The sequence below is a fragment of the Kitasatospora sp. NPDC017646 genome (assembly GCF_044329365.1).
Classification (GTDB): Bacteria; Actinomycetota; Actinomycetes; order Streptomycetales; family Streptomycetaceae; genus Kitasatospora.
Map to the genome: position 1 here is coordinate 264460 of NZ_JBIRJC010000009.1, position 18240 is coordinate 282699.

Consider the following 18240-nt stretch of genomic DNA (forward strand, 5'->3'; position numbering starts at 1 on the left):
TCACTCCTTCGTGCTGTTGAACCCGTAGGCCTCCCAGTTGTCCAGCACGTGCTGCTGGAGCTCCGGGGACCAGTTGTGGGCGAAGTCCGAGGCCACCGGTCGCCGGTCGGCCGGGAAACGGTCGGCGAGCAGGCAGTTGTAGACGACTTTGGTGGCGTGGTAACTCAGCCGCTCGTGCTCGTCGAGATAGACCGGAATGATGTTCTGCGGCTGGGCGGGGAAGTGTGCCTCGCCGTGCTCCGGGTGCGAGCGGCTGGCGAACGCCCAGATGATCTGACCGGCATCGGCGATGTCGAAGTCGTGCTCGACCAGTAGCAGCTTGGGCACGCCGAAGGCGAGCTTGCCCGCACCGAACACCACCTCACCGACCCGCTGGGCCATGTCCTTGGAGTCCAGGCCCGAGTCCTCGTGCCAGGACGGCTTGAGCGCGACGACCCACCAGTGCGCCGCCGACTCCAGCACGCCCCAGCAGGCCGACACCGGCACCCCCGCCTCGCGCAGCACGTGCGTCATCTCGGCCGCGTGCGGCAGGCCCCAACCGGTGTGGTCCTCCTCGACCGGCGCGCCGGCGACGGCGACGGGCAGGATCGCCTCGTCGCGGTAGGTCACGGCGGTGACGTGCAGCACGGGCTTGGGCGAGTGGCTGTCGCGGTCCAGGTAGCCCGGGTACTCGCCCATCGGGCCCTCCTCGACCAGGTCGGTGCGGGAGACGTAGCCCTCGATGACGATCTCGGCGGTGGCGGGCACCAGCAGGTCCACGGTCTCGGCCGGCACCAGCTCCAGCGGCTCGCCGAAGTAGGCGCCGAGGAAGTGCGACTCGTCGTCGCCCTCCGGCAGCGGCATGCCGCCGACGTAGGGCAGACCGGGCTCGACGCCGAGCGCGACCGCGACCGGCATGTCCTCGCCCTGCTCCGTCCACTGCGCGCGGATCATCCCCAGGTGCTGGGGCGGCGGGATCAGGCAGGCCAGGCGGTTACGGTCGACCAGCATCATGCGGTTGATCGACCAGTTCGTCCACGACCCGTCCGGCGTCTTCGCGATGTTCATCCCAAAGGACTGGATGTAGCGGCCGCCGTCGCCGTCGTGGATCAGCGGGGTGGGGAACTTCAGCAGGTCGATCGCGTCGCCCGTCATGACGTTCTGTTTGCAGGGCGCGGCGGCCCGCTCCACCACCACCGGCGGGACCGGCTCGCGCTGCCGCGCGTCGGCCAGTGCGGTGACGATCTCAGCACCCTTGGCGTCCGCCGGGAGGCCGAGGGCCAGCGCGATGCGGCTGTAGGTGAGGCCGGGCTGGGCAGACAGCCCGCCGGGCGCCGACAGCACGCGGAAGCCCTTCTCGATGGCGGTGATGGTGTTGAAGAGCGGGGCCGGGGCCCGCAATTCGTAGGTGCGACGCGCCACCGCGCCGAGTTCGAGACGCCAGTCGACCTCCTTGTCGATCGGCTGGAGTTCGCCGATCGCGTCCAGGGCGTCGATGAAGGCGCGAAGGCTTTTGAGGTGATTCACGACAGTCCTCCTCGTTCGTGCCTCTGACGCTAGACACGCCCGATATCGCGGCGCTAACGCCGGGACATCGTCGGAGACCGCTGCCCGTTCGCGCCGTTCGCGCTGTCGGCCACGGCCGGTTCGTACTGGGCGCCGACAGCGCCCAGCCGTGGTGGTCGAGGCTCAGCAGATGTCGTCCTGCCTGCCCGAGTGTCCGGCGGCCGTGAGGGGTTCCCGGGCCTGACGGGCGATCTCCCGGTGATCACCTTGGCGGTCGGCGCACTGGCCCAGGACGCGGTGGACCTCGCCGAGGTGCGCCGCGGCCCCTGCGGCGCGGAACATCCGGAGGGCACGACCTAGTTGGAAACGGGCGGTCTGATACTCACCGACCGAGGTCAGGGTGCGGCCGATCAGCAGGTAACAGTAGCCCTGCGCGGTCAGATCGCCCAAGGGCTTGGCGGCGGCCAACGCGGCCCGCGCCTGCCGCAGCTCCTCGGACTGGCCACCGCGCAGCGCCAGTCCGCAGGACTGCGCGGCGGCCAGGCGCCACGCGTAGGAGTTCAGGCCACGCGCTGCCGCCTGGGCGATCAGGGTGGAGAGTACCTGCTGCTCGTCGGCCAGCCAGGCCAGGGCGGTGTCACGGTCGGCGAAACCCGTCGGCGTGAGGCCCGCCGGGAGCGGGACGTGGTCGGACTCGACGTCCGTCGGCCGGGCGCTGCAACTGCGGTCGGCCACCAGGGCCCAGCGCAGGTAGTAGTCGTAGAGCCGGTGGCCCGCGGCCTGCTGTTCGCGCGCGTCGGTCTCGGCGTCCACCAGCTCGACGGCGAACGCCCGGAGCAGGCTGTGCATCGTGTACCGGCCGGGGGCGCTCTCGGTCAGCAGACTCATCGCCGCCAACTCGTCCACCAGCGGTGCCGCTTCGGCCAGCGGGACGTCCGCGAGCGCCGCCGCCGCGGCCGCCGTCAGCTCCGTGCCCGGATGCAGGCCGAGGAACCGGAAGACGCGCGCGGCCGGCCCCGTGAGCCCGACGTACGACCAGGACAGCACGCTGCGCACGTTGCTCGCGTCGTCCCCGGCGCTCAGCGCGTTGAGCACGCCGCGGTCCAACTGGTCGGCGAGCGTGGACAGCGGCGCTGCGGACACGGCGACGCGCGCCGCCACGACGGACAATGCCAACGGCAGGTACGCGCAGCGCTCCGCGATGACCTCGATCGCCTGCCCCTGTCCGGACGTTCTCCGAGTCCCGAGCCTGCGCACGAGCAGTTCGTGCGCGGCGTCCGCGCCGAGCGGGGCCAGCCCCAGCGTCTCGGCGCCTTCCAGTGCCACCAGGCTGCCCAGCGACCTGCGGCTGGTCACCAGCGCGCGGCAGTCCTCGCCGGACGGCAGCAGCGGCCGGACCTGGGTCGCGTCGCGCACGTTGTCGAAGACCACCAGCAGCCGCTTGTTCGCGATCAGTCCCCGGTAGAGCGCCACCCGGCCCTCGGGCGTGGCGGGAAGACGGGTCGCGGGGACGCCCAGGAAGTCGAGCAACGCGCGGACGGCGCCGTCGGTCGCAACGGGTCTGCCCTCGGCGGTGAAGCCGTTCAGGTCCAGATACATCTGCCCGTCGGGAAACTGCTCGGCGATGCTGTGTGCCCAGGACAGGGCAAGGGTCGTCTTACCGACGCCGGCAGGCCCGACCACGGTGGCGACGCGCACGCCGGCACCGACGTCCAGCGCGTTGGCCACGGTCCGGCCCTCCCCGCCACGGAAAACCTGCGGGGCGGCTGCCGGTTCCGACGGCGGTGCGGGTGCGGCCAGCAGCCGGGTGAGCTCCCGCAGCTCCCGCTCACGACCGACGACCAGCCGCGGCGGGCGCGGCAGCTGCGACAGCGGGAATCCGACGAACTGTCCGCCCGGCGTGTCGCCCTGCACCGCATCCGTCAGGTCGTCCGGCGAAGGTGCGACGCTCGCTTCTCCGGTCCCCGTCGTAACCCGGCCCGTGGCCGTCGTCGCCACCCGCGGCCGGGACGGCGCCCGTCCGGTCCGCGTCGCGGCCTCTGCCCGAACCACGGATCGGCCACCGGAGTGGGCGAGGGCGCGCGCCCGGTGCCATGCCGCCACCAGCTCGGCCGGCGGGGCGTCCCGGAGTACCAGTGCGTGCAGTTCCTGCAGGCACCGCGAGGGGTCGGCGCCGATTCCGTCCCGCAGCGTCCGTCGGGCCCTGCCGTAACAGCTGAGCGCCTCGGCGCGGCGCCCAGTGCCGTACAGGGCCACCATGGCGCGTTCGTACATCGGCTCCAGCAGCGGGTGCGCGACCGCGAGATCCATCAGCCGCGGCAACGCCCGGTCGAAGTGGGTACCGCTCAGCAGCGCGTCCAGCCGGACCTCCTCCAGGCGTAACTGGAGTGTGTCGAACGAGGCCACCCAGTCGGCCTGGAGCCGTTCACACGGCACGTCCTCCAGGGGCTCACCGCGCCACAGGGCGAGGGCCGCGTCCGCGTGCCGCTCGCCGGACCGCCAGTCCCCGCCGCAGACCGCCTTCCGGGCCAGGGTCTCCAGCCTTGCGGCGTGCAGGTGATCGAGCTCGGCGTCGTCGCGGATCTCCAGGCGGTAGCCGCCGGCCGTGGTCTGCAGACGGTCGGCGACCTCCAGCAGGTTCCGGCGTAGCCGGGCCACGTAGTTGAGGACCGCCGGCTTGGCGTTCACCGGCTTGCGGTCCGGCCAGACTGCCTCCATCAGGGCGCTGGTCGAGACGGTGAGGTTGGCGCGCAGCGCCAGGCAGGCCAGGAGGGTACGCTGCTTGGGCGCGGCAACGACGAGGCGATCTCCGCCACCCGTCTCGACCTCAAGCGGCCCCAGTACGCCCAATCGCATCTCAGGCCCTCCCCCGACCATCCCGCACCACAGTAACTCGTTCTCCGGAAGCGGCGTGTGATCATGTGTCGGTTCCAGGCGGGAGCGGTCGTCGTATCTACCGACACTTTCCGACCCGGGCGGATCTCGTCACGGCCGTCTACCGCCATCAGATCGAGGAGTGTGCGGGGGCGGGGCCGGAGCTGCCGGCCGGCACCGCCTCCTGCCGGTCTGCACGAGGCACCGGGCGCCCAGGGGCGTGTTGTCCGTCGCCCGGTGCCCCGTGTGTCCGTCGTTCGGGTGTCAGTCCGTCGGTGCGCCGCGACGGCGCAGGCGCAGGTAGAGTCCTGCGGCACCGGCCAGCACGGCGGCGCCGACCGCCGGCAGCCGCCATGACGTCGGGGACGACTGATCGGCGGAGGTCGACGAGGTCGTCGGACCCTGCGTCCCTGATCGTGCTTCGGGCAGGACCGGGGACGGCGTTCCGGGTGGTGACCCGGCTGCTGTCCCCGTGTCGTCGAAGAGCCCGAATCCCCCGGCGAGCCCGTTCCGGTCGTAGCCGGATCCGGGGAGCTTGTCCGCGTACCGGCCCGTCACCAGCTTCTGGTAGGCGGCCAGCGGGAGGCTCTGTCTGCCGCCGAGGCCTGTGGTGGCCTCGCTGTTGAGCGACTCGACGTCGCCGCTCGCGGTGAGCCGGTACCAGGCGTGGATCTGCGGCTCGGTGAAGGTGCGGGCGTCGGAGGTGGTGCGTTCGGCGAGCTTGAGCTCGTTGTCACCGTCCTGGATGCCCGCCAGCCGCCAGCTGCCGGCCTTGTCCGGCGGAGCGAGCAGTACGGTGGCCTGGTGACCGTCGGCCGCGCTCACCCGCGAGGCGAGGTAGGACAGCCTGAGCGCGTACTGCGGTGTCGGCTGGGCCTTGCCCGCCACGAAGTCCACCGACAGCTCGTACATCGGAACCGGGTCCCTGAATTGGAACGACGGTGACGCGGCGACCACGTTCGGGGTGTTCGACCGACCGCCCGCACTACCGCCGTCGGCGCCCGTCCCGGCGCCGGGGGCGGTCGCCGTCCTCGCGGCGCCGAGGAATCGGGAGACGGTGTCGTGGGTCTGCCCGGAGCGCAGCACCTGCTGAGCGGCGCCGTAGTCGGGGACATCGCCCCCGCTGTCGGCCCGGGCTGTCGTGGCGGCGGCGCCGACGCTCACGAGTGCGGCAGCGGTGAGGGCAACCGCCTTCAGTGTCCTCATGGTTGGTTGTCTCCTCACGCGTGGATACCGACCCGCGAGTGGGTCCACTGGAACGAGCCGTTGCTGACATAGGTGTTGAAGTTCCACCAGGTGTACGTCTGCGTGCTGGGCCACGGATCGCCCACGGCGATCATGTTGCTGGTGCTGTCGTAGCCGTAGATGACGTTCATGTGCCCGCCACCCGAGGTCCAGCCGATGCGCACCGCGAACGGCCGCCCGTTGGCTATCTCGTTGGTGACCTCGTTGAACGAGGCGTTGCGGTTCAGGTCGTAGCCGCTGTTGCGGAAGCCCATGGCGGACAGGCCGTTGGCCATGTCGTCGAGCGTGGCGGGCCGGTCGTTGCAGTCCAGCCAGCGGCCCTGTTGGGCGAGGCGACAGAAGTCGTACTGGTTGTACTGGTTGTAACCCCAGTAGGTGGCGACCGTCAGGCCGGAGGCGTCCCAGCACCACTCGTCCTGGACCTGCTTCTGCATGGTGATGTCGAGCGCTGTCCAGCTGGTGGGCCGGGTGGAGCTGCAGAGCGGCAGGTTCCCGGTGTCCTCGCTGATGAAGGCGTCGGCGATGTAGTAGGCCCCGGACCAGATCCAGCGGTTGTCGTTCTCGACGGTGTCCCCCGTGGTGCGGCAGATCATCGGGATGCGGTCGCCCGGTGCGGCCTGGCCGGAGACCCGGGCCGAAAGTGAGGCGAGCACACGTTCGTTGACGGTGCTGTAGTTCCCCTGTCCACCGATGACGGTTCCCTTGACCAACCCTGCCTGGGCCACGGCACCGATGCCCAGCGCGGCCGCGGCGGCCAGTACGGCGGCGATTGCCGTCACGGCCGCCCGACGCGATTTCCTGCGGTGTCTGCTCATGCGTCAGATCTCACTCCCCGTTAGGTGAAACCGAATGCCGGGGAGTCTGGCAGAGCCACGTCAAAACCGGAACGGAGAAGTCCGGGCCACTTTGCGGCCACCCCGTGGATGGGGAGCGTCGAGCAGCAACAAGCAGCGACTGAAGGCTATTTGTCGATCTGCAGCCTCAGTGGTCTAGTCCGCAGTTATCCCATTGTTATCTCCTGTCGTAACATTTCACGCTGTGAAATTTCACAGCGTGAGTGCAATGTTACTTATGATGACGGTTTCAGAAGGGAAAATTCGGGGGCCCGAAGAAGGGCTTATACAGCGCCGGCCGAGCCACTGTGGGACAGGGTCTGCGGGACATCATCCGGGTCTGGATAAAATGACAGGCTGTTCGACGGGCCGAGGGCTACCACCAGCGCTTCGGCCTCGTCCACGTCGACTTCGCGACGCAGAAGCGCACCCCGAAGGCCTCGTACGCCTGGTACGGCGACGCGCCCCGACCACCGGTCAGGTGGGCGAGTGGGGGTGGGTGGTGAGGAGTTCGGCGAGGGTGCGGACGCCGAAGCCGGTGGCGCCGGCGGGCCATTCGGCGTCGTCGGTGTCGGAGAGGGCGGTGCCCTGGATGTCGAGGTGGGCCCAGGGGATGTCGGGTGGGACGAAGGCGCGGAGGAAGTGTCCGGCGAGCAGGGCGGTGCCGTGGCGGGTGCCGAGGGTGTAGTTGACCAGGTCGGCGATCCGGGAGCGGAGTTGGGGGCGGTACGCGTCGGGGAGGGGGAGTGGCCAGAGCGGCTCGCCGGCTCGGGTGCCGGCGGCGCGGAGGCGTTCGATCAGGGTGTCGTCGGTGCCCATCAGTGCGGCGACCCGGCGGCCCAGGGCGATCGCGGCGGCGTCGGTGAGGGTGGCGATGTCGATGACGGCCTGGGGCCTGGTCTCGCCCGCCAGGGTCAGTGCGTCGGCCATGATCAGGCGTCCCTCGGCGTCCGCGTGGCAGATCTCGACGGTGGTGCCGTTGCGCATGACCAGGACGTCGCCGACCCGGATCGGATCGGCGTTGGGCATGTTCTCGGTGAGGGGCAGCCAGGCGTCGACCGCGACGGGGCAGTCCAGCGCGTCCAGGACGGACATCGCCCCGAGGACGGCGGCGGCTCCGGCCATGTCGGCCTTCATTCCGGCCAGGTGCGCGTTGGACTTCAGGGACAGGCCGCCGGCGTCGAAGGTGACGCCCTTGCCGACCAGGGCGATCCGCTCGGTCCAGCGCTCCGGCCGGTAGCCCAGCTTGACCAGCCGGGGCGGCACCAGGGAGCCCCGGCTGACGCCGAGCAGTCCGCCCAGCCGCTCGTCGGCGATCCGCCGGCCGTCCCAGACCTCGCACTCCAGCCCGGTTTCCGCGGCGACCTTGACCGCGTGTTCGGCGAACGCGGGCGGGGTGAGGGCCTCGCCCGGTTCGTTGACCAGGTCCCGTGCCAGCAGGACGGCTTCGGCCAGGCGGCGGCCCTCGAACAGGCCGCGCCTGGCGGCCGGGGTCTCCGGGGTGAGCACCTCGATGAGCTGGTCGACCGGCGCGGCCGCACTGCTGCGGTAGCGGGTGAACCGGTATCCGCCGAGCAGGTAGCCCTCGACCAGCGGCCGGAGGTCCGGGCTCGGCGGGTGGACGGCCAGCCGCCGGTAGGCGCAGACGGCTCGGGCCAGCCCGGCCGCGGCGGCCCGGATCGCGTCCCGGTCCAGCCGGTCCCGCGGCCCGACGCCCAGCAGTACGGTCACGGGAGTGCCGGGCAGCTGGAGGACCTGGCCCACCGCGCCGCTGAATCCGGTGCCGGCCAGGTAGGCGACGGGCAGGTCAGCGGGCAGCTCGCCGACCCACACCGGCCGCACGACGGCCTCGGCCTCGGCCCCGGCCACAGCTCCGGCCTCCGGCTTGGCTCCCGCCGCAGCGCCCGTCTCCGGGCGTAGCACCCAGGTGACGCTCACGGTCGCTCCCGCCGGGCGGCGAGCCGGGCCGCTCCCCAGGCTTCCAGGTCGGCCAGGTAGGTGCGGGCCGGCTCGTCCATGCCGTTGGCCGCGCCGACGGCAGCCCAGCCGCGGGCCGCGGAGATCGCGTACGGGTCCAGTCGCAGCGCCTGGAGGTAGCAGTCCTCGGCGAGGACCGGCTGGCCGGCCCGCCGGAAGCACTCGGCCGCCGACGCGTAGCCGAGCGCGGTGGAGACCGGGCCGAGCCGGGCGGTCCGCAGGTAGCTGTCGGCGGCCTCCCGGGGGCGGTCGCGCCGCAGCAGGCTCTCTGCCACCTCGATGTGGGTCTTGGGCTCGTACGGGTCCAGGGCCAGCGCCTCCGCGACCAGTCGGTCGCCCCGTTCGTCCTCGCCGAACGCGTAGCACTCCTTGGAGCGGCTCTCCATGCAGGCCCGCAGGTTCTCGCGCTTGAGGAACTCCTGGTAGGGCCCCTCGGCGGGCAGCGCCCGGGCCAGCTCCTCGGCGCGGTCCATGTCGCGGGCCAGCCACTCGCGGTCCCTCGCCAGGAACGGCACGAAGCTGACGCTGCGGTAGAACCGGCTCTCCGCCATCATCTTCTCGAAGGCGGAGCGGCCCGGGTCCGCCAGCAGCTCGTCCAGCGCACGGGCACCGATCTCCCGCCAGCGCGTCGCCTCCTCCAGCGAACGCGTCTCGCGGGCGTGGAACACCACCGCCACCACCGCGACGACGAATCGCAGGTGCGTCGGGCAGGCCGGGTGTTCCGCGATGGCGAAGGAGGTCTCGGGAGTGGCCACCGTGGTGCCGACCGAGGCGACGTACCGCACCAGGTCGCGCCAGTGGTGCAACCGGAGCTCGGCCGGGGTCCGGAGCCGCTCGACCGGCACGGCCGGAATCAACTCCAGGACCAGCTTGGCGAATCCGAGCCGGTACAGCACCATGGCGATCTGCTGCTGCCGCTCCGGTCCGCAGGCGTCGAAGTCGTCCAGCCACTCGCACAGCCGGTCCCAGCGCGGGGTGCGCAGGTGCTGGGGCAGATCGGCCGGGTGGTCGACCGCGAACTCGGTCAGCCCGGACTCGCGGATCAGGTTGCCGCGGAAGGCCGGCGGCATGAGGCGCTGCCAGTTGACCTCGGCCCGCTCGGTGCCGTTCCCGGTGCCGTCCTCCGTGCCGTTCTCGGCGCCGCGCTCGGCGCTGCGCTCGGCGCCGCGCTCGGCGAACTCGTAGGCCAGGATGGGCAGTCGGGCGTACAGGCCGGGTGATTCGGACTCGCCCAGGTTGAAGTACGAGGCGTACATCCGGTAGTGCCAGTTGTTGGCGTACGGCCGCTCCCGGTCCCGGGTGGCGGCGCGCTCGGTCAGATCGGCCAGTGGTCGGTCGCCGTCCCGTCGGCAGGCGTCCAGCAGCGCGTCGCGGGTGGCGCCGGCGCGCGGTGCGGCGCGGAAGGCCCGTTCGTTCAGTACCCGGGCGAACTCGGTGTGCCCGAGTTCCCGGGCGCAGTCGGCGGCCCGCAGCAGCGCGAAGCCGGTACCGAACGGGCCGAGCCGGGCGGCGTGCAGGTAGCCGGCCAGCGCCTGCTCGTGCTCGCCCGCGCGTTCGTGGGCCTGCGCGGCCTGCATCCGGATCTTCACGTCCGAGGGATCCAGGGCGAGGCCCTCCACGATCGCGGTGCGTTCGGTCTCGGTGTCGCCCATCCGGACCGCGATCTCCAGGTGGCGGTCGAGCAGTCGCCGGCGGGTCTCCAGCAGGACCAGTTCGTCGTCCTGATCGGGGGCGGTCAGCTCGGCGATGCTCGCCCGGACGTCGGCCAGCAGGGCCCGGGCACCGGCGAAGTCCTGCTGCCGCTCGGCGTACATCACCTCGCGGATCGCGAGCCGAGCGGTCAGGACGGTGTGGGTGAAGCGGGTGAGCTCGCCCGCGATCTCCTTGAGCAACTCCCGGGCGCGGCCGAGGAAGAGCGGCGCGGCGGAGTCGTCCCCGGCGTGCCGTGCGAGCAGGTAGCCCCAGCCGGCCACCGCCTGGACGTGGGCGACCGTGGGCGCGGGGTGGTCGGCCAGCACCCGGTAGGCGGCGGTGGCCCGCTCGGAGAGACCCTCGGAAGCGAACAGGGCGACCGCCCGGGCGGCCTGCACGCTTGCCGTCACCTGGTCCTGGCAGGCCGCCGGGTCGAGGTCCTCCGGGACGACCTGGAGCACCGCGGTGGGCAGGCAGGCCGCGGCCAGCCAGTGCGCCAGTCCGGACCGGTCCACCTGGTCCAGTTCGGCGTGCCGCCGGTAGGCCTCGGTCATCCGCCGCCAGGCCGGGGAGGCCAGCTCGTCGGGCAGGTCGGTCGGGACGGCCGCCCGGTAGGCGGTCAGCCGGGACTCCTGCACCAGCAGCCGGCGGTAGCTCGCGGGCATCGTCATGCCGAATCGCAGCGCGCCCGGGGAAGGGTTCTCGAAACGCCGGGCAGCGAGGACCGGGGACCGTGCCTGAATGGCCGTGGCCGGTGATCCTGCGCCGTCGAAGTACGGGCGGTGCACCTCGTAGGTGAGCCAACTCGGCGCGTTGACCCCGACGATTCCGTGACTGAATTCCCACCGGTTCACGCGGTAATTCCTCTACTATCCAGGGGTCGGGCGCCGGCGATCGGCAACATGCCCCGCGATGGAATCCGAGCGTGCCCGGAATTCCATCGCGGGGTGTTTGTGGAGTGCCGGGATCAGACGCCGGCGTCGTCGATCAGGCAGGTCCAGCAGTCAGCCGCACCAGTGCTGATCTCGACCTCGTCCTCCAGGGACTCCCAGGTTTCGTAAGCCATTTCGCAACCCCTCTCTTTTCACGGGCCGGCCCGAATATTCGGTCCGGCGAAGCGGTTGAGCGATATTCTTCGCGTACCGGAACGGCGCCGTCAAGGCTTCTGCGCGGCAAGCTCGGAGAGAATCTCCGCCACTTCTTCATCGGTCGTCCAGAAATGCGGAGAGACGCGGACCCAGCCGTCCGGGACGGAAACGTGTATGCCGGCCGAGGCCAGTCGCCGGACGATCTGGGCCCCCTCCGTCCGGCGGCCGGCGAAACTCACGATGCCGGAGTGCCCGGTGCCGTCCGGAGGGAGCGCCAGGTCGTACCCGAGTTCGGCCACACCGGTGCGCAGTCGGTCGGCCAGGGTGCGCACCCGCTCGGCGACCGTGCTGATGCCGGTCTCCTCCAGCTCGGCCAGCGCGGCGGCGAGCCCGGCCATGCCGACCAGGTCGTACATCCCGCCCTCGACCCGGGCGGCCGAGGCCCGTTCGGGCAGGTCGTAGCGCAGGTGCCCCGGTCCCTTGGACACCTCTGCGGCGCCCTGGAAACCGAACCAGCCGGTAGGCGTGGTGCGCAGCAGTTCCAGGCGGTCGGCCCGGCAGTAGAACACACCGGTGCCCGGCGGCCCGCACAGCCACTTGTGCGCTCCCGCGGCCAGGAAGTCCACCGGGGTCTCCGCCACCGAGAGCGGCAGCGCGCCGAAGCCCTGCACGGCGTCCACGCAGACCAGCGCCCCCACCTCGGCGGCCAGTGCGCAGATCCGGTCGAGGTCGCAGCGGAAGCCGGTGGCGAAGTTGACGTGGCTCACCGCCACGAGCCGAGTGGCCGGCCCGATGGCCGCCGCCACGTCCTCGATCCGGTGGCCGCCGTCACGCATCGGCACCCAGACCGGCTCGACCCCGTGACGGCGCAGTCGCAGCCACGGCCGGACGTTGGCCGGGAAGTCCCGGTCGAACAGCACGACCTGGTCGCCCGGGCGCCAGTCCAGTCCGTCGGCCACCAGATGGATGCCGGCCGAGGTGTTCGGGACGAAGGCGACCTCCTCGGGCGTGCAGCCCAGCAGCCGGGCGACGGACTGCCGGGCGGCGTTCCGAGCGCCGAACAGGCGGCCGACCTTGGCGCTGCCGTACGGAAGAACCTCGTCCAGGGCCGTGCGCATCGCCGCGACGGCGGCGGGGCGGAGCCGGCCGAGCCCGGCGTAGTCGAGGTAGACCTCACCGGCCTCACCAGCCTGACCGACCTCACCGCCCTCACCGATCTGCTCGACCTCACCGGCGGCGGCGCCGGTTCGTGGAGGCGTCCCGGCCCGGTCGGGCCGGCCCGACCCGCTCATGAGGCGGGCTCGACCGCGCGGGCGGTGCGGGCCGCGTCGACCGCCATCCAGCCGGCCACCAGCAGCGGTACGCCGTGCAGCAGCAGCACCCACTGCGCCACCCAGGCCGGTTGCAGCACCAGGCTGGTGACGAGCAGGCCGGACATGAAGCCCGCGTTGACCGCGATCTGGGACAGCCCGAAGGCCTTTCCCCGTCGCGCGTCGGGCAGTTGCTGGAGGGACTGCTTGTAGGTGATCTCGCTCAGCGCGTCGCCCAGACCGGCCCCGGCGGCCGCCAACAGCCGCGGCCACCAGCCGTCGAGCCAGAACACGCCGATGAAGCCCAGCGACATCACCATCGTGGCCACGCAGTACACCGGGGCCGGTGCGCGTTCGACGATGCGCTTGGCCAGCGGCCGCAGCACGAAGCTCGCCAGCAGCAACCCGGCCGCCCAACTGCCCCACACCGCACCGGAGACCACGGCGGGCTCGGTCGGTCGCAGTTCGGTGCCCAGCAGCGGCAGTCCGACATGCTGGGAGGAGCTGCCGAACGCGTCCAGCCCGCGCAGCACGACCAGGCCGGCCAGGCCGGCGGCCACCAGCAACGGCCAGGCACCGGAGCGGTCCCGGGCCTCGGCGGCCCGGTCGTCCGGCTCCCGCATCCGCATCCGCAGGCGCAGCGCGAGCAGCACCGTCGCGGAGAGTGCGTAGCTGGCCGCGTCCAGACCGAACACCCAGCGGTACCCGGCCAGTGGGACGAGGACGGTGGCGAGGCCCATGCCGACCATGAAGGCCACGCCCTTGAGCCCGGCCAGCGCACTGTTCACCGAGGGGGTGAGCGGGCCGGCCAGCACGGGTGTGGCGGCGGACAGCGTGGCCTCGAACACCGAGCGCCCGGTGCCGACCACCATCACCGCCGGGTACAGCCACCAGTTCTGCACGCCCGTCGGCAGGAGCGCCAGCAGCGCCAGCACGACCGCCCGGACGAGGTCGGCGCCGATCATCATCCGGCGACGGTCCCAGCGGTCCCCGTAGCGGTGTCCGAGCCGCCCGCCCGCGATCGCACCGGCGTACAGCGCCACGCTGACCAGCCCGGTGTCCAAGGCGGATCGGCCGCGTTCCCAGACGAAGACGGACAGGCAGATGAAGTCGAGCGCGTAGCCGACGTCCGAGATCGTCTTGGCGGTCAGGAGGACGGCCAGCTGGCGGCGGCTCGCCGAGGCTGCCTGCCGTGCCACTTCGGTGCCGGCCATCACGGCGCCCATGAGGTCTCAACTCCCCGGTTGTGTGAGGGCTGTCATGATTCCCTCACCAACCCCCCACGGACAAGAGGCAGTTCGATGAGAACGTCGGTGGCTCCGCCGATCGCCCGCCGGCGCCGGGAGTGCGCAGGGCGGAGGTCAGGCCGTCGGCGCCGTGGGGCGGGGGGTGCAGGTGCGGATGCCGTCGACGATGCGGGCAGCCCAGTCGACGGGGCGTTCGTGGCCGATGAGCTGGGAGAGCCGGTCAAGGCGGGCGCGGCGTTCGGTGGGGCCGAGGTCGAGGGCGCGGGCGAGGACGGTGCTGAGGTCCTCGCGGGAGCGGGGGTCGGTGAGGAGGGCGGCCGGGCCGAGTTCGGCGGCGGCGCCGGTGTGGCGGGAGAGCACCAGGGCGCCGGGGCCGGTGCGGCGGTGGGGTACGGCGGCCTGGGCGGCCGTGAACTCCTTGGCGGTGAGGTTCATTCCGTCCTGGAGGGAGGTCACCCAGAGGACGTCGGCCGCCAGGTACTGGTCGACGACCTCGGCGGCGGCCAGGCTGTGGGGAAGGTAGTCGATCGGCTGCCAAGTCCCGTGGCGCCAGTTCGCGTTGACGTCGGCGATGCGCTGTTCGAGGTGGTGGCGAGTGGTGTCGTAGGCGGTGATGCCGGGTTCGGGGGGCGGGCAGACGAGCCGGAAGGTGAGTCGGCGGCGCAGGTCGGGCCGCAGGGTGAGCAGGTGGTCGAAGGCGTCGACCTTCTGGACCGGGGCCTTGGCGTAGTCGAGGCGTTCGACCGACAGCACCAGGCGGCTGCCGCTCTGGGGGAGGTGGGGTGCGCGGCGGTGGGCCGCGCGTAGGCGGGCGAGTTCCTCGATGGCCGGCCGGTCGATCCCGAGCGGGTGGACGGCGGTGTGCGGCGGGTTGGGCCGGCCGGAGAGGGTCCGGCGGAAGTGCTCGGCGAACTCCTCGGTGTGGAAGCCCGCCCAGTCGAGGCAGCCCAGCGAGCGGCGGAGTTCGTCGGCGACGGGCAGGGTCGCGAAGACCTCGGGGGCCGGGAAGGGGGTGTGGTGGAAGAGCCCGGTCCTGAGATCGGGGCGGAGGCGGCGCAGCAGGCCGGGAACGAGCCAGAGGTTGTAGTCGTGGAGCCAGACGGTGGCGCCGGCCGCGGCCTGGGCGCTGATGTGTTCGGCGAAGCGCGCGTTGACCGTACGGTAGTCAGCCCACGTCCGTTCGTCGTGGACGGCCCGGTCCGGTTCGGACATCAGCACCGGCCACAGCGTCTCCTTGCAGGCGCGGTGGAAGTAACCGTCCCAGGTGGCGGCGTCCAGCGGTACGGGGGACAGCGGCAGGGTGGTGGGGTGCGGGAGGGGGGCGAGCCGGTCGCGGCCGGTCAGGGTGCTGACCCAAACGCCCGGCAGGCCGTCGGCGAAGGCGCTGCTCAGGGTGGGCAGGATGCCGTTGGGGCTGAGGGGTGGCTGCCAGCTGTCGCCGTTCCAGTGGAGTGGGGGGCGGTGGTAGGCGACGACGAGGGAGTGCGGGCCGGCGGAATGCTGCGCACCGGGGTCGGGGGAGAGCCAGCCGAGCTTCCGGAGCGCCGTGTGGATGCCGCCCGCGCCCGCCCGGTCGGCGCGGTGGACGAGGGGGTCCTCGGCGAGGGCGGTGAGCAGGGCGGGTTCCGCCCCGGCGACGACCACCGCGTGGGCGCCCACGCGGAACAGCGACAGGTCGTTGAGGGAGTCGCCGGCGACCAGGATGTGCTCGAGCCGCCAGCCCAGCTTCGCGGCCAGGGCCCGGACGGCGTTGCCCTTGGAAGCGCTCGGCGGCAGGACGTCGAAGTAGCGGTCCGCGGAGTGCACCCAGGTGCAGCCGAGGGCGTCGACGGCCGCGGTGAGCTCCTCGGTGAGCGCGCCCGGGGCCAGGTGGTAGGAGCAGCGGCCGTGCTGGACGACGTCGTGCTGGTAGGCGAGCCCGGGGAAGTGGCGCAGTGCGGCGCGTACCCGGTCGGAGCCCGGCCAGCCGGCCCGCAGGTGTTCCTGCACCGGGTCGACGGGGGTGAAGTCGGTGCCGTCGATGACGGTGGCGCCGACGTCGGCGATGATCCACCGCGGCCGTGGGACGAGCGGATCGCTGAGGACCTCACGGATCGAGGCCAGGCCCCGGCCGGTGGCGAAGACCGTCGTGACCTCGGGGTGACGGGCCAGGGCGTCCCGTAATCCGATCCGGTCGTCCTGGGTGCCGCCGAGCAGTGTGCCGTCCAGATCGGTGACCAGAATCCTCGACATCCGAGGGACGCTAACACGATCACGTGGGGTGGTGAAGTGTTCACCGCACGCTGGTAGTTGACCGGTACGGCCGGTCGAGGGGCTGATTGAGGGCGTGGGCGAGGTGGCCGGCGAGGTCCGCGGCGGTCAGGGCTGCGCTGGAGCCGGGGCCGGTGGTCGCCGCGGCTCCGCAGATCGTCGCCGCGGCGAGGCACTGGGGCAGGCGCCAGCCGTTGAGCAGCCCGTGCACCAGACCGGCGTTGAAGCAGTCGCCCGCCGCCGTCGGGTCGATGCCGGCCGCCAGGGAGACCGGCGCGGCCTCGTACCGTCCGCCGTCCCCGACCGCGACCGCGCCCCGCGCGCCGCGCGTGACGACGAGGGTGGGCACCAGGCCGGCGAGCACGGCGATCGCGCCGTCCAGGTCTCGGGCGCCGGTCAGGCGCAGGGCCTCCGCGTCGTTCGGCGTGAAGACGTCGACCAGCGCGAGGGCCTCGCGCACGGCGGGTTCATCGAGCGTCGCGCGAGTGTCGTGGCAGTCCATGACCACCAGCGTGCCGAGCTGCCGGGCCGCGCGAAGGTCTGCCGTCGTGACGTCGTCCCAACGGAGTTGGGGCAGCATCAGCACCCGCGGGCGCAGGCGGCCGAGCAGGGGCGCGAGTGGCTGGGCGTCGACCGGGTCCTGGAAGCTGACCATCGCGCGGTCGTCGGCGGAGGCGAGGGCGACGGTCAGGCTACGGACCGGGAAGGGGTGGTGGCGGAAGGCGGTCTCGGCCAGCCCTTCCTGTCTCGCGCAGGCCAGCACGTGGGCGCTGAACAGGTCGGTGCCGAAGTCCGCGCTCCACAGGACCAGCCGCCCCAGCCGGTGCAGCGCCATCGCCAGGGTGTACGCGCCGCCCGGCACCAGGCCGAAGCCGTCGGCGAAGACCTCCCTGCCCGGGCGCACGGGCCGCGCCAGGCCGTGGAACACCAGATCCGCGAAGTACGCGCCGGAGACGAGCACTTCGCACGACCGCACCGCTGGATTGGTCTCCATGCGGTGAGCATACGGTCCGCCGGCGGGTCTCGGCGCGTTGTTCCGGGCGAGGGCCCGGCATCCGGCCCGAGCACTTCGACCGCCGGATGAGGGTGGTGGGGTGAAGTACGACGAGTTCCGGAAGGCGCCGTCCGGTGCCGCGAGGGCGGTCCGTGAACTCGGCGGTGTCATCGGCACCGACGTTCTCCTGGAACAGGGCCGGCGGCCGACGGGCAAGGCCTGATGCGCCCGCCGACGAAACGCCGTCGACCACCAGGGGGTCGACGGCGTCACGCGCCCGGGGTTTCAGCTGTGGTGCCAGGTCACCGAGAAGTCGGTGCCGCCACTGAGCTCCGAGGTGGTGGCCCGGCTGGTGGGGCGGTGAGAGACTCGCGGTCGTGGAAGGCGCCTTTCAGCTGCTGCGCCAGACCAGTCGGTGGGCGCGCTTCGCGCGCGTGCGGGTACAGGTGACGCCGGCGGACCACACCGGGGTGGAGGTCGGACCCGATCCGTTCGGCTGGCGTCGCCCGCTGTACGGGCCCGAGGCCTGGGCGTGCGGCTACGACGACGACCTTCGCGCAGAGGCGGTCTCCGGGGTGCGGTACGCCTGGGAGCGGCTTGCCGGTCCGGACCGCCCGCAGGTTCTGGTGGTCATCACCGAAATCGTGGAACGCGCGGCGGACACCGGCCCGGGAGACGTGAGGTTCGCTGCGGCGCACGCGCTGTGGGAGGCCGTCGGAGTGGAGCCGTCGGTTCGCCCGTACCTGGCTGAGGACGGACCGCCCGTGTTTCCGGAGTGACCCGAACGCCGACTCGAAGTGGCTGCGCTGGCGATTTGTTCCAGGCGCCGGGGAGGGGTACTGTCTCCCAGTCGCTCGGCAGGGAGCACCGGACACGCAGTTGTGCGCGGACGGTCCCGGGGCGGCCAATCTCTGAAACACCACTTCCGGTTCGCGCCGGTCGTTTTCGCGATCTCGCGGTGCGGCCCGGTGCTTATTCGGTGTGCCTGGTTATCGGGATTGCGGCTGGATTCGCTTTTCGGAGCGGGGGTCGGCTAGAGTCTGGAACGTCGGACGGGGCGTCAAGCCGCAGAAGACACCGGCGAGTCGGGTGAATGAAACTCCGGAAAACGGAGCGGAAAACATCTGATAAGCTGGAAACACGAAAGAATGAAGCGCCCGGAGGGCCCGCTGGAAGGCGGTCCGAAGGAAGCGTCCGTTCCTTGAGAACTCAACAGCGTGCCAAAAGTCAACGCCAGATATGTTG

Annotated in this window: 12 protein-coding genes and 1 pseudogene; 3 read left to right on the plus strand and 10 right to left on the minus strand. The window is 71.9% G+C overall.

The window, feature by feature from the left end; all coding sequences use genetic code 11:
- The 4 genes from ACH4J0_RS17405 to ACH4J0_RS17420 form a co-directional block, all read right to left on the minus strand.
- Positions 1-1506, minus strand: a complete 1506-nt coding sequence (locus ACH4J0_RS17405; protein ID WP_396240914.1) for a UbiD family decarboxylase — start codon at positions 1504-1506, stop codon at positions 1-3.
- 162 nt (positions 1507-1668) lie between these two features.
- Positions 1669-4341 carry a BTAD domain-containing putative transcriptional regulator gene (locus ACH4J0_RS17410; protein WP_396240916.1) on the minus strand — a complete coding sequence of 891 codons (2673 nt, stop codon included), beginning with the start codon at positions 4339-4341 and terminating at the stop codon, positions 1669-1671.
- A 282-nt stretch (positions 4342-4623) separates the two neighbouring features.
- Entirely contained in the window at positions 4624-5565 is a 942-nt protein-coding gene (locus ACH4J0_RS17415; RefSeq protein ID WP_396240918.1) for a hypothetical protein, read from the minus strand.
- Between the two features lie 14 nt (positions 5566-5579).
- Positions 5580-6419 (minus strand): papain-like cysteine protease family protein, encoded by an 840-nt coding sequence (locus ACH4J0_RS17420; protein ID WP_396240920.1) that lies wholly within the window; start codon positions 6417-6419, stop codon positions 5580-5582.
- Between the two features lie 386 nt (positions 6420-6805).
- Here ACH4J0_RS17420 and ACH4J0_RS17425 point away from each other — a divergent pair.
- Positions 6806-6943 (plus strand): annotated as a pseudogene (locus ACH4J0_RS17425) (family 1 glycosylhydrolase); the annotation flags it as partial.
- Here ACH4J0_RS17425 and ACH4J0_RS17430 read toward each other — a convergent pair.
- From ACH4J0_RS17430 to ACH4J0_RS17455, 6 genes are all read right to left on the minus strand, one after another.
- Positions 6915-8375 (minus strand): leucyl aminopeptidase, encoded by a 1461-nt coding sequence (locus ACH4J0_RS17430; RefSeq protein WP_396240922.1) that lies wholly within the window; start codon positions 8373-8375, stop codon positions 6915-6917. The pseudogene ACH4J0_RS17425 and the gene ACH4J0_RS17430 overlap by 29 nt on opposite strands.
- A complete protein-coding gene (locus ACH4J0_RS17435; protein WP_396240924.1) occupies positions 8372-10960 on the minus strand; it encodes a hypothetical protein in 2589 nt (862 codons plus the stop codon). Before ACH4J0_RS17435 ends, ACH4J0_RS17430 begins: the two co-directional genes overlap by 4 nt.
- A gap of 302 nt (positions 10961-11262) precedes the next feature.
- A complete protein-coding gene (locus ACH4J0_RS17440) occupies positions 11263-12486 on the minus strand; it encodes an aminotransferase class V-fold PLP-dependent enzyme (RefSeq protein ID WP_396240926.1) in 1224 nt (407 codons plus the stop codon).
- Positions 12483-13730: an MFS transporter gene (locus ACH4J0_RS17445; protein WP_396240928.1), complete on the minus strand. Its 1248-nt coding sequence runs from the start codon at positions 13728-13730 to the stop codon at positions 12483-12485. The genes ACH4J0_RS17440 and ACH4J0_RS17445 overlap by 4 nt, the downstream gene beginning before the upstream one ends.
- Positions 13731-13865: 135 nt before the next feature.
- A complete protein-coding gene (locus ACH4J0_RS17450) occupies positions 13866-15983 on the minus strand; it encodes a trehalose-6-phosphate synthase (RefSeq protein ID WP_396240930.1) in 2118 nt (705 codons plus the stop codon).
- 40 nt (positions 15984-16023) lie between these two features.
- Positions 16024-16995: a carbohydrate kinase family protein gene (locus ACH4J0_RS17455; protein WP_396240932.1), complete on the minus strand. Its 972-nt coding sequence runs from the start codon at positions 16993-16995 to the stop codon at positions 16024-16026.
- 100 nt (positions 16996-17095) lie between these two features.
- On the opposite strand from ACH4J0_RS17455, the gene ACH4J0_RS17460 reads away from it, so the two are divergent.
- Together ACH4J0_RS17460 and ACH4J0_RS17465 are read left to right on the plus strand one after the other, a co-directional pair.
- Positions 17096-17218 (plus strand): hypothetical protein, encoded by a 123-nt coding sequence (locus tag ACH4J0_RS17460; protein ID WP_396240934.1) that lies wholly within the window; start codon positions 17096-17098, stop codon positions 17216-17218.
- A 154-nt stretch (positions 17219-17372) separates the two neighbouring features.
- Entirely contained in the window at positions 17373-17774 is a 402-nt protein-coding gene (locus ACH4J0_RS17465) for a hypothetical protein (RefSeq protein ID WP_396240936.1), read from the plus strand.
- Positions 17775-18240 lie beyond the last annotated feature (466 nt).